Genomic DNA, 11923 nt, shown 5'->3' with positions numbered 1-11923 from the left:
CCCTCGCCGTGAGTGTGCGGTGCATGCCGGTTTGAGTCCAGTCAGACCGGTTGAGTGCCTTCGGGTTTTGTCCCGTCGCCACCTTCAACGGCGATCAGCTTCTGCTTGTGGCCCAGGGTGTCCATCAGGAACACTTCGACCTGGCGCACCGAGATCTTGATGTCGTGGGCCTTGAACTCGCGGCTGATGTAGCGGTTGATCTCGTCCAGGGTCGGGTTGCGGTCGCCGAGGTCGCGCACGTGCATGCGCAACTCGTGATCCAGCGAGCTCTCGCCGAAGTTGAGGAAGTACACCAGGGGCTCCGGGTCTTTGAGGACCCGCGGGTTGTCGTGGGCGCCCTTGAGCAGCAGCTCGCGCACCAGGTCCAGGTCCGAGCCGTAGTCGATCCCCAGCTTCAGCGTGACGCGGGTGACCGTATCGGTCAGCGACCAGTTGATCAACTGGCCGGTGATAAAGGTCTTGTTGGGGACGATGATGTCCTTGCGGTCGAAGTCGGTGATCGTGGTGGCGCGGATGCGGATCTTGCTCACCGTGCCGGACAGGTTGCCGATGGTGATGGTGTCGCCGATCCGCACTGGGCGCTCGAACAGGATCATGATCCCCGAAATGAAGTTGGCAAAGATCTCCTGCATGCCGAAGCCCAGGCCTACCGAGAGCGCCGCGACCAGCCACTGCAGCTTGTCCCAGCTGACCCCGAGGGTCGACAGGGTGCTGACAAAACCGACCCCGGCGATCACATAGGACAGCAGCGTAGTTGTTGCGTAGGCGCTGCCCTGGGCCAGGTTCAGGCGTGACAGCACCAACACCTCGAGCAGGCCGGGCAAGTTGCCGGCCAGAGCGAAGGTGATGCCGATTATCACCAGTGCGCCGAGCAGGTCGCCGAGGCTGATCGGCACCATGCTGGCGGCGGCGCCGGTACCGCTGGTGTACTCGTACAGGGTGAAGTTGTTGAGGTAGGCGAACACCGAGAGCAGGTCCGCCCAGACCCAATACAGGCCGCCGATGAAGCCGCCGAGCAGGGCCAGACGGATCAAGCGCAGCGATTGCTGGTTGACCTGTTCGATATCCAGGGTCGGCTCTTCGACGATCACTTCACCGTCCAGGCCTTCCTTGCTGGCCTGGCGTTTACTCAAGGCCCGTTGATAGGCCAGGCGCCGCGCCGCAACAGACAGGCCGCGGACGAAGGCGGCTTCGATCACCAGCCAGAACAGCAGCAGGTACAGGGTGTAGATCAGCCGGTCGGTGAGTTTCAGCGCGGTGTAGTAGTAGCCGAAACACACCGCGACAAACAGCGCGATCGGCAACGCGGTGAACGCTACCCCGACGATCTTGCGAAACAGCGAGGTGTCGCGGTGTGCCGGGCTGCTCAACAGCAGACGACTGAGCAACCAGGCCATCAGCGCGTAGCAGGTCAGCACCACGCCGATGCCGAGCACGTCGTTGGCCAGCGCTGACGGCTGATGCTCGGCCACGGCGACCACACCAACCAGCGCCAGCACCACGGTGCCCAGGCGGCGGACCCAGCCACGGAGGAACTGCACCTGCGGCTTGTGCCAGCGGAAATGCACCTCGGCGACGCCGCCCGGGGCGAGAATGCGGTAGGCGGTATAGAACACCAGCCAGGCCTGAGCCAGCTGCCACAGGGCGGCACTCAGGTTGGCATTCTGCCCGCGTGCATCGACTTGGAGGATGTACGCGCACAGTGCCAGGGCCAGGCTCAGCGGCATCGCCAGCAGCACGTTGATCAGCAGCGCCTGCGGCGTGTGCCACTGGCTGTCGCGCTTGAAGTGACCGATGTCCATGTGCACCTTGCTCAGGCGCTGATACAGATAGCGCCGGCGCCATTGCAGGGCGCCGATCAGCAGCAACAGCGGCACGAACAGCAACGGTCGTAGGCTGAGACCCTGCAGCAGTTCCGTGACGCCCGAACCCCAAGGTAGGTTGGCTACCTGGTCGACCAGGCGCCCAGGCACACTGCTCAGCCATTCCCAGTCCAGCGGCTTGTTGCTGGGGATCCAGAACATCTGCTCTTCCAGGGTGGTGCGCAAGCCTTGAGCGGTGCTGAGCAACTGCTTCTGGTTCAACTGCAGGGTGATCGATTCGTTGAGCAGTGCCGACAGCTCGCGGTTGAGCCGTTCGAGCAGATCGCTGCGGGTGATGGCCACGTCCAACAGGGCCTTGCGCAGTTCGGGCGTGACGTCCTGCGGTGGCTGGTTGGCGAGCACCCCGTCGACGTAGCTGACCGGGTTGCTCATCTGCTCGCGCTGCTGGCTGACCTCGAACTGGTACAGGCGGATATCGGCGATCTGGTCGGCCAGGTCACGGTCGAGCTTCAAGTGCGGCAGGGTCTGCTTTTGCCGGTAGAGAATCTTCGACAGCAGCAGGCTGCCCTTGAGCACTTCGATCTGCTCGTCGAGCACCTGATCGGCCTGGGTCAGGCTGTCGAGTTGCTGCTTGGTCTTGAGGTTCTGCTGGGTCAGCTCGTTGAGGCGGTCGGTACTTTTCAGCAGGTAGTCGGAGAGCTTCAGGTTGGCGGCGCTTTCGTTGGCCAGCAGGACACTGCCGCCGGACTTCTGCGCTTCCAGCGATTGCTGGGTCACCGTCTGCTGCGACTGCGCCAGACGCTTGTCGTTGATCAGCGTCTGCAGTTGCTGGATTTCCTGCTCCAGGCGCGCGGTGCGCTCGACCAGCAGGTCATGCTGGGCGCTGCCCAGGTCCTGCAGCAGGCCGTTGCCGGCCAGTTCCTGGCGGCGCAGCAGGGTTTGCGCGTTGAGCGAGGCGAGCTCGGCGGCGAGCTGATTGCGTTGGTCGGCGGAGAGGGGCTTGCCAGCATCCTTGCCGGACTTGAGGCTGCTGTTGATCTGCTGGATACGGGTCTGGTTGCTGCTGATCTGCGCTTGCGCCCGTTCCGGGCGGGTCTGCGAGCTGATCACCAGACTGTTGGCATCGGCCAGCGCCTTTTGCAGCTCGCCTTGCAGCGTGCTGCGCTCGCTGAGCAGTTGCTCGAGTTGCGGCACGCTCAGGTTGGCATAGCGCTGGGTGACTGGGGCCGGTTTGCTCGCCTTGAGCTTGGCCAGCTCGCGCTGGGCCTCGCTGGTCAAGCGTGGCGCGTCGGCCAGCTGCTGCTTCAGCGCCTTGAGCTTGGCCGCGCTGTCCTGCTGGCTGGCGAGCAGACTCAGGGTCTGCTCGAGTACCTGCTGCAGGCTCTTCTGGTCAGCCTCGGGCAGCTTGCGCTCGGCGATCTTGTCGAGGCTGTTCTGCACGCTGGCAGTGGTCGGGGCCTCGGCAGCGGTGGCGCCGAAAGAGAGGGACAGGCACAGCCCGAGCAGGGCTGCGCGAAGGTACACGCGCAGGGACATAAGCAGAGTCTTGTCAGGGGTTCGTGTGATACGAGGCAAGTCGAGGGCTACAGGAACAAGCCCGGGCCGGGGCGAGTTCCTTCGGGGAATTTGACGCCGACTTTGTCGATCTTGTTCCCGTCCATGACTGCGACCGTCCAGATTGTGCCGTGCCATTCGATCTGATCGCCTACTACTGGAGCGCCTCCGACCTTTTGTCGGATGAACTGCGCCAGCGCCATATCGGCGTTCAAACCGTCCAGTTGCAGGCCATAAAGTGCTGCCACCTGGCCCAGTTCGGCATCGCCTTCGAGAACGAAATCGCCAAAGAAGCGCAGGTCCAGGCCACGTTGTGGTGCCTGGCTGAACAGCTTGCCCAGCGCCGGCAGGTTATGTTCGTGGCCGATCACGCAGAGCATGTCGTCCACTTCGAGCACGGTACTGCCGGATGGGTGCAGCAGCTGCTCGCCGCGAAACAGCGCGGCAATCCGCGTGCCTTCGGGCATCTTCAGCTCGCGCAGGGCGGCGCCGATGCACCACTTTTCTGCGCCGAGGCGGTAGACGAACATCTCCCACTCGCTGGTGATGTGTACCTCCAGCGCTGAACGGGAGATTGGTGCCGGGTCTGGCGGTACCGTGACCTTGAGCAGCTTGGCCATCCACGGCAGGCTGGTGCCCTGCACCAGCAGCGAGATCAACACGATGAAGAAAGCCAGATTGAAGAACAGCTGCGCTTGCGGCAGCCCCGCCATCAGCGGGAACACGGCCAGAATGATCGGGACCGCGCCGCGCAAACCGACCCAGGCAATAAAGCCCTTCTCGCGGTCGTGGAAGGCCTTGAACGGCAGCAGCGCGGCTAATACTGACAGCGGCCGCGCCACCAGGATCATCCACAGCGCCAGGCCCAGGGCCGGCACTGCAATCGGCAGCAGGTCATGTGGCGTGACCAGCAGCCCGAGCACCAGGAACATGCCGATCTGCGCCAGCCAGGCCATGCCGTCGAGCATGTGCAAAATACCGTGGCGGCTGCGGATCGGCCGGTTGCCGAGCACCAGGCCGCACAGATAAACCGCGAGGAAGCCACTGCCGTGCAGGGCATTGGTCAGCGAAAACACCACCAGCCCGCCAGCCACTACCAAAATCGGGTAGAGGCCGCTGGCGAGGTTGATGCGGTTGACCATCTGCAGCATCAGCCAGCCGCCGCCCAAACCCAGCAGGCCGCCGATACCGAACTCGCGCAGCAGGTGAGTGAGCAGGCTCCAGTGCAGGCCGGTCTGGCCGCTGGCGATCATGTCGATCAGGGTTACGGTGAGGAATACCGCCATCGGGTCGTTGCTGCCCGATTCGATCTCGAGCGTGGCGGTGACCCGCTCGTTGAGGCCTTTGCCACCGAGCAGCGAGAACACCGCCGCAGCGTCGGTCGAGCCGACGATGGCGCCGATCAGCAGGCCCTGGATCAGGCTCAGATCGAACAGCCAGGCCGCGACCATGCCGGTCAGCGCGGTGGTGATCAATACCCCGACCGTGGCCAGTGACAGCGCCGGCCACAGCGCTACGCGAAAGCTCGCCACCCGCGTGCGCAGGCCACCGTCGAGCAGGATCACGGCCAGCGCCAGGTTGCCCACCAGGTAAGCGGTCGGATAGTTGTTGAAGATGATGCCGCCACCGTCCACGCCGGCAACCATGCCGACCGCAAGAATGATGACCAGAATCGGAATGCCCAGGCGCGATGACAGCGAGCTGACCAGAATACTTGCACCCACCAGCAATGCGCCGATCAGGAACAGGCTGTTGATGGTGCTTGCATCCAAGGGCGGTACTCCGGAGAAACGGGGGGACAGGCGGCGCTGTTACGCAGGTTGCGTGCCAACTGATTCTAACCCGAGGTCTGCGCGGGCTGTAAAGCGTTACCGCATATTGATGCGGCATCCAGGTTGAAGTGCGGGCTCCCATTTGCACAGGCCACCGCGCATGACCCACCCCGACGATATGCCTCTGGCGGACATTGCCCGCCGTTATCTGGGCCAGTTCCCTGACCTGCATGGGCTGGCCCGTCAAGCCGCCGGCCATGTGCTGCGGCGCCAGCTGGGGTATTGGCTCGATCCAGACCAGGTGTTCTGGCATGAATTCGCCAGTGCCAGCAGCAGCTCGCGAACCTACACCGGCTGGCGTCATTCCGGCCCACCGCGGCGCTCGATGAGTCTGACCGAACTGATGACCCAGCGCTTCAGCCCGGCGCAGCAGGCCAATGTAGACGAACTGTCGGTGTACGGCGGCTTCTATCGGGTTGACGCCAGCCATGCCCTGTTCGATGAGCGCAACGAGCTGCGCCTGGACGCCCGGACTGTGCTTGAGCAGTTCTGGTCGATGGACTTCGCTGCGACCTACGGCCACCGGCTTGCGGGGTTTCGCGCCGAACGCGGCGAGGACTTCTGCGTGTTGGCGCGTTCGCGTTTTCTTGCGGCTGTCGCCCAGGCGCCACTGACCAAGGACGAGCAGCGCGAACTGCTCAGCGCTTCACTGGCCAACCCGCAGTTGCCGCTCAGCACCAAGGCCCTGCGCCTGTCTCAGGCTGACCACAGTCAGAGCGGCTGGGGCCGCCTGAGCCTGGGCGGGGCCGCCGCTCGGACGCTGTTGCTGCGGACCCTGAAAAGCGGCAGGTGCTGCCTGTATCTGGCGGATGAACACGCCAGCCTGGTCCTGCTGAAGGATGCCGTGGCGCTCAAGGCGTGGCTGGCTGACCTGGCGGCAACCGTACCGGGCCGGGAGCGACTTGTGAGCAATTTCGTCGGTAACGACCTGCTAGGTCAGCCGCTGCGCCCGCGTGTGGAAAAATACCTGCGCCTGCTGGCACAGCAGACGTATTCGCCGACGATCAGCAGCCAGGCACTGCACGGTGATCTGTTCGTGCAGCTGCGCGAACAAGCGCTGGATGCGCTGGCCGCTGATGCGCATGAGCGCCTCACCAGCAATGCCCAGTTGCGCAAGGCGGCCTGGTTGTCAGGGTTGCAGACCGCCTCGCTGGTGCTCGCACCCATGAGCATAGGCGGCTGGCCCGTGGCGTTGACGTCGCTCGGGGTCGGCGTCGGTTGCCTGGCATTGCACGTCGACCGGGCCATCAATGGCAAGGCCGGGTGGCGCTCGGCAGCCTGGTGGGCTGTATTGCTGGACGTCCTGTTTATTCTGCTGGACGCCGCCTTGATGCGCTCGGCCGAGCTGTTCGCCCCGACGCGATTGCCACCGCCGAGGACTGTCGAAGCGCCGCTGGCGGTTGCTGAAGACGGCTGGGAGGACTTCATGCGACCTGCTGTGGATACCTTGCTGGCGCGTTCCGACCAGGCCTTGGCGCGCCAGGAGGCGGCGCTGGGTGCGCTGCCATGGGCCGATGCCAGCCAGCTCGATGAGGCGGGTCGCTATCTGGATGCGTTCAGCGAACCGTATGCGGTCTATCGCGATGAGCTTGGTTATGGCGCGCCCGCCATTGCCGAGTACAGCCACTCGCCTGAGCGCTACAACAACCTTTGGCGCGGTCTGCCGCTGGGCGATCAGCTCGCGGTCTGCGTTGCCCGTAGCCATACGCTGGCTGAGGCATTGGAGCAGATCGGGGTGCACAGCCCGGTAACCTTGTATCGCGCCGCTTCGGGCATTCGCAGCACCGGCAATGCTGCTTTTGCTGCGGGCAGGGTCAAGGTTGGCGATGCGCTGGTCAGTACCGACTTCACCTCGTTCACCGAGAATCCTTACGTGCTCTGGGAGACGTTCAACAGCCCGCAGGTAGAGGGCAGTGGCAGGCCGGCATTCGATGACGAGGCTGTGGTGTATGTGCTGGAACCGGGCGAACATGTGCGGGCGACGCCGGTCGCGGCGTTTTCCAGCAGGCCGGATGAAGCCGAGTCATTGATGATGCCGGGGCGCTATCTGCAAGTCGCGCAGATCACGCCTGTGCGCAATGCGCGGTATCGCTTTGTCGAGGTGCGTTTGAAGGCGGTGGCGCAGGTGCCGGCAGGGGGGCAGGTGTACGATCTGCGCAGTGGCGAGGTGTTTGATCGGGAGGTGCTGGCGCAGCGCCTGGGGGCAGCGGATGACTCGCTGATGCGGCGGTTCTTTCCAATTCCTACGTAGCTTGGCGGTTGAGAATGCTGGGGGCGCTACGCACCCCTTTCGCGACACAAGGCCGCTGCTACAGGGGACCGCGCATGTCGGTTATGAGCGGTTCCTGTGGAGCGGCCTTGTGTCGCGATAGGGCTGCAAAGCAGCCCCAGCAATCTTGAACCAGGCGCGATCAGGCAGCCGTTACGGCTGCTTCACTTCACGCATCGGCTTGCCTTTGACTGGCGCGCCGTTAGCCACGTAGTACTTGGCGGTGCTGCGTGGCAGCGCCTGGCGGCCACGGATCTTGTCGGAGATTTTCTCGGCAATCATGATCGTGGTGGCGTTGAGGTTGCCAGTGATGATGATCGGCATGATCGACGCATCGACCACCCGCAGGCCTTGCATGCCATGCACACGGCCCTGATCGTCGACCACGGCCATCTCGTCGGTGCCCATCTTGCACGAGCACGACGGGTGGAATGCGGTTTCGGCATGCTCGCGGATGAACTTGTCGAGCTCTTCATCGGTTTGCACGTGGGCGCCCGGGCTGATTTCGCGGCCGCGGTACTGGTCCAGCGCAGGCTGGGCCATGATCTCGCGGGTCAGACGGATGCCATCGCGGAATTCCTGCCAGTCCTGTTCAGTCGCCATGTAGTTGAAGAGAATGCTCGGATGCTGGCGCGGGTCCTTGGACTTGAGCTGAATACGGCCGCGGCTAGGCGAGCGCATCGAGCCCATGTGCGCCTGGAAACCGTGTTCCTTGACGCCATTCGAACCGTTGTAATTGATCGCTACCGGCAGGAAGTGGTACTGGATGTTCGGCCACTCGAACTCAGGCCGCGAGCGGATGAAACCGCCCGCCTCGAACTGGTTGCTGGCGCCGATACCAGTCCCGTTGAACAGCCATTCGGCACCGATGGCCGGCTGATTCCACCACAGCAGCGATGGGTACAGCGAGACTGGCTGGGTGCAGGCGTACTGCAGGTACAGTTCAAGGTGATCCTGCAGGTTTTCACCCACGCCTGGCAGGTCGTGTACCACGGGCACGTCGAGGCTTTCGAGCAGTGCACGCGGGCCGACGCCGGAGCGTTGCAGCAGTTGCGGCGAAGCAATCGCGCCGGAGCTGACGATGACTTCCTTGCGGGCGCGGGCTTCCACGCGCTCTTCGCTGTCGCCGACCAGGTAGGTCACGCCGACGGCACGCTTGCCTTCGAACAGGATACGGTCGCTCAACGCGTGGGTGACGATGGTCAGGTTCGGGCGCTTCTTGGCCTGATCCAGATAGCCGCGGGCGGTGCTCGAGCGACGGCCGTTCTTGGTCACCGAACGGTCCATCGGGCCGAAGCCTTCCTGCTGGTAGCCGTTGAGGTCTTCGGTGCGCGGGTAACCGGCCTGCACGCCGGCTTCGACCATGGCGTGGAACAGCGGGTTGTTGCCGGCTTTGGGCGTGGCAACGCTGACCGGGCCGTCACCGCCGTGATAATCGTTGGGGCCGATATCGCGGGTTTCGGCCTTTTTGAAGTACGGCAGGCAGTCGAGGTAGGTCCAGTCTTCCAGGCCTGGCAGCTTGGCCCAGCCATCGAAGTCCATGGCGTTGCCGCGGATATAGCACATGCCGTTGATCAGCGACGAGCCACCCAGCCCCTTGCCACGGCCACATTCCATGCGACGGCCGTCCATGTGCGGCTCTGGATCGGTTTCGTAGGCCCAGTTGTAGCGACGGCCCTGCAGCGGGAAGGCCAGCGCGGCCGGCATCTGGGTGCGGAAGTCGAAGCGGTAGTCTGGGCCACCAGCTTCGAGCAGCAGCACGCTGACGTTGGCGTCTTCGGTCAGGCGGGTGGCGATGGTGTTACCGGCCGAGCCGGCACCGACGATGATGTAATCGAATTGTTGGGACATGCAAGTACCCTCGTTGTGGCGGTGTCAGGGAGCAAGACGCCCGCGCCGCAAGGCGCGGACTTGACTACACAGGTGCACACGAGGTGCTTAGAACACCGAGGTGTAGCCGCCGAGCTCGACCTGAACCGACTTGATGCGGGTGTACTGGGCCAGCGAGCTGACGCCGTTTTCGCGGCCGACACCGGATTGCTTGTAACCACCGACCGGCATTTCTGCCGGCGACTCGCCCCAGGCGTTGATCCAGCAGATGCCGGCTTCAAGCTGGTGAATGATGCGGTGGGCGCGGCTGATGTCGTTGGTGCAGACGCCGGCAGCCAGACCGTATTCGGTATCGTTGGCGCGGCGGATGACTTCTTCTTCGGTCTCGTAGCTGAGGATGCTCATGACCGGGCCGAAGATCTCTTCCTTGACGATGGTCATGTCGTCGCTGCAGTCGGTGAACACGGTCGGCGCAACGAAGGCACCCTTGGCCAGGTCGCCTTCGCTCAGACGCTCGCCGCCGCAGAGGACGCGGGCGCCTTCTTCCTTCCCTTTGGCGATGTAGCCGAGCACGCTTTCCATGTGCTGGAAGCTGACCAGCGGGCCGAAGTTGGTGTTCTCGTCTTCCGGGTTGCCAACGCGGATGCGCGCAACGCGCTCGGCGATCTTGGCTTCAAAGGCGGCTTTCATCGACGCCGGGATGAATACCCGGGTGCCGTTGGTGCAGACCTGACCGGAGCTGTAGAAGTTGGCCATCATCGCGATGTCGGCGGCCTTGTCGAGGTCGGCATCGGCGCAGATGATCAGCGGCGACTTGCCGCCCAGTTCCATGGTGACTTCCTTGAGCGACGAGCTCGAGGCGCTGGCCATGACTTTCTTGCCGGTAGTGGTGCCGCCGGTGAACGATACTTTTTCGATGCGCGGGTGCTCGGTCAGCAAGGTGCCGACTTCACGGCCGCTGCCGGTGAGGACGTTGAACACGCCATTCGGCAGGCCGGCTTCGGTGTAGATCTCGGCCAGTTTCAGGGTGGTCAGCGAGGTGACTTCCGACGGCTTGAAGATCATCGCGTTGCCGGCCGCCAGGGCTGGCGCCGATTTCCACAGGGCGATCTGGATCGGGTAGTTCCACGCACCGATACCGGCGGTCACGCCCAGCGGCTCGCGACGGGTGTAGACGAACGAGCTTTCGCGCAGGGGGATCTGCTCGCCTTCGATAGCCGGGACCAGGCCTGCGTAGTACTCGAGCACGTCGGCGCCGGTGACGATGTCGACGTAACGGGTTTCCGAGTACGACTTGCCGGTGTCGAGGGTTTCCAGCATGGCCAGTTCATCGTTGCGCTCGCGCAGGATGTCAACGGCACGACGCAGGATGCGCGAACGCTGCATGGCAGTCATCGCGGCCCAGACCTTTTGGCCACGTTCGGCGCTCTCGACGGCACGTTCGACGTCAGCGGCAGTGGCGCGCTGGACGTGGGCGAGGACTTCGCCGGTCGCCGGGTTGATGGCTTCGAAGGTGGCATTGCTGCCAGCGTCGACATAACCACCATCGATGTAGAGTTTTTGCGTTCCGAAACGGGCCATAGAATCCTCGCAAGTGCAGTGTGTGATTGGCTAGCCGCGTTGCGCTCCTGCTAGTGAGGCAGTCGCTGCGTGCGATTGTTCAGCAGCCTGGGGCGTTGTATCCAGGGCGTGCTGCTTAGCCAGTTGTAAATCCATGTATTCGTAGGCAATCCGAATTGCCTGCTCGGTATCGAACGCGTCGCCCGAGAGCGCGCCACGCAACCACAGGCCGTCGATCAAGGCTGCCAAGCCGCGGGCGGCCTTGCGCGCATGGTAGAGCGGCAGGACGCGGCGAAACTGACAGCACAGGTTGGAATAAAGGCGGTGATCGTTGATCCGCTGCAACCTGTGCAAGGACGGCTGGTGCATGCTGGCGGCCCAGAAGGCCAACCAGGTTTTCATTGCCGGGCCGCTGACCTGGCTGGCGTCGAAGTTGCCCTCGACGATGACTCTGAGGTGCGCCCGCGGGCTGTCGTCGGTGAGGGCTAGTCGACGTGCGACGGTGCCTTCGCTCAACGCGTTCATGAGGTGGCGCATGGTCGCTGCGATCAGGCCGTTCTTGTCCTGAAAGTAGTGACTGATGATGCCGTTCGACACTCCAGCCAAACGGGCGATCAGCGCAATGCTGGCATCTCCCAGACCGACCTGATCGACCGCCTGCAGGGTGGCTTCGATCAACTGCTGACGGCGAATGGGTTGCATACCGACCTTGGGCATCTGGCAAATCTCCTCAGGCCTGCGGGCAGACGACAAGCGGCTGCCTCGGCGAAGGCCAGTCTATTTTGTTTTGATTGAACGTTCAATCAATAAAGAATAAGCTCTGCGACAATTTGTGCCATTGACAGTTGTTTAAGGCTGTCGAGAAGGCATCGATTGGCACCCAGAAAAAACGTGCAACCCCCGGAATACAAGGCGTTGACGGGCATGGGCGCTGCGCGATACAGAATCTGCCGAGCGGTCGCGAGACTGCGCGCAGGGCCCTCGGAGCGGGGCTTGGCTCTGTAGTTGTGCATCGTTTCGCTACGGGATCACGGTTTTCCTGAGTGCTTTTATAA

6 protein-coding genes are annotated in these 11923 nt (G+C 63.4%); 1 reads left to right on the top strand and 5 read right to left on the bottom strand.

The annotated features are described in order from the left end of the window. Positions 1-41: 41 nt before the first annotated feature. The gene (gene mscK / locus HU736_RS15830; protein WP_186701230.1) at positions 42-3359 is read right to left on the bottom strand and encodes a mechanosensitive channel MscK; all 3318 of its coding nucleotides are present in this window, start codon (positions 3357-3359) and stop codon (positions 42-44) included. A 47-nt stretch (positions 3360-3406) separates the two neighbouring features. Continuing rightward, on the bottom strand, positions 3407-5149 hold the full coding sequence (locus tag HU736_RS15825; RefSeq protein ID WP_103435727.1) for a potassium/proton antiporter: 1743 nt from the start codon (positions 5147-5149) through the stop codon (positions 3407-3409). Between the two features lie 160 nt (positions 5150-5309). Here HU736_RS15825 and HU736_RS15820 point away from each other — a divergent pair, with 160 nt between their 5' ends. Beyond that, entirely contained in the window at positions 5310-7460 is a 2151-nt protein-coding gene (locus tag HU736_RS15820; RefSeq protein WP_186701229.1) for a dermonecrotic toxin domain-containing protein, read from the top strand. Positions 7461-7631: 171 nt separating this feature from the next. On the opposite strand, the gene betA is transcribed toward HU736_RS15820, so the two are convergent. The 3 genes from betA to betI form a co-directional block, all read right to left on the bottom strand. Further along, on the bottom strand, positions 7632-9329 hold the full coding sequence (betA, locus tag HU736_RS15815) for a choline dehydrogenase (protein WP_103435729.1): 1698 nt from the start codon (positions 9327-9329) through the stop codon (positions 7632-7634). An 87-nt stretch (positions 9330-9416) separates the two neighbouring features. Next, positions 9417-10889 (bottom strand): betaine-aldehyde dehydrogenase, encoded by a 1473-nt coding sequence (gene betB / locus HU736_RS15810; RefSeq protein ID WP_186701228.1) that lies wholly within the window; start codon positions 10887-10889, stop codon positions 9417-9419. Between the two features lie 30 nt (positions 10890-10919). Further along, on the bottom strand, positions 10920-11585 hold the full coding sequence (gene betI, locus HU736_RS15805; protein ID WP_186701227.1) for a transcriptional regulator BetI: 666 nt from the start codon (positions 11583-11585) through the stop codon (positions 10920-10922). Positions 11586-11923: the final 338 nt, after the last annotated feature.

It is taken from the genome of Pseudomonas shirazensis (assembly GCF_014268785.2).
GTDB lineage: Bacteria > Pseudomonadota > Gammaproteobacteria > Pseudomonadales > Pseudomonadaceae > Aquipseudomonas > Aquipseudomonas shirazensis.
Note: the sequence above shows the minus strand (reverse complement) of the source record. Positions and strands in the feature narration are given on the sequence as shown.

What these genes read in the sequence shown, in the direction of transcription:
- mscK (WP_186701230.1), bottom strand. Translation starts at nt 3,359, where the DNA reads ATGTCCCTGCGCGTGTACCTTCGCGCAGCCCTGCTCGGGCTGTGCCTG.
- HU736_RS15820 (WP_186701229.1), top strand. Translation starts at nt 5,310, where the DNA reads ATGACCCACCCCGACGATATGCCTCTGGCGGACATTGCCCGCCGTTAT.
- betA (WP_103435729.1), bottom strand. Translation starts at nt 9,329, where the DNA reads ATGTCCCAACAATTCGATTACATCATCGTCGGTGCCGGCTCGGCCGGT.
- betB (WP_186701228.1), bottom strand. Translation starts at nt 10,889, where the DNA reads ATGGCCCGTTTCGGAACGCAAAAACTCTACATCGATGGTGGTTATGTC.
- betI (WP_186701227.1), bottom strand. Translation starts at nt 11,585, where the DNA reads ATGCCCAAGGTCGGTATGCAACCCATTCGCCGTCAGCAGTTGATCGAA.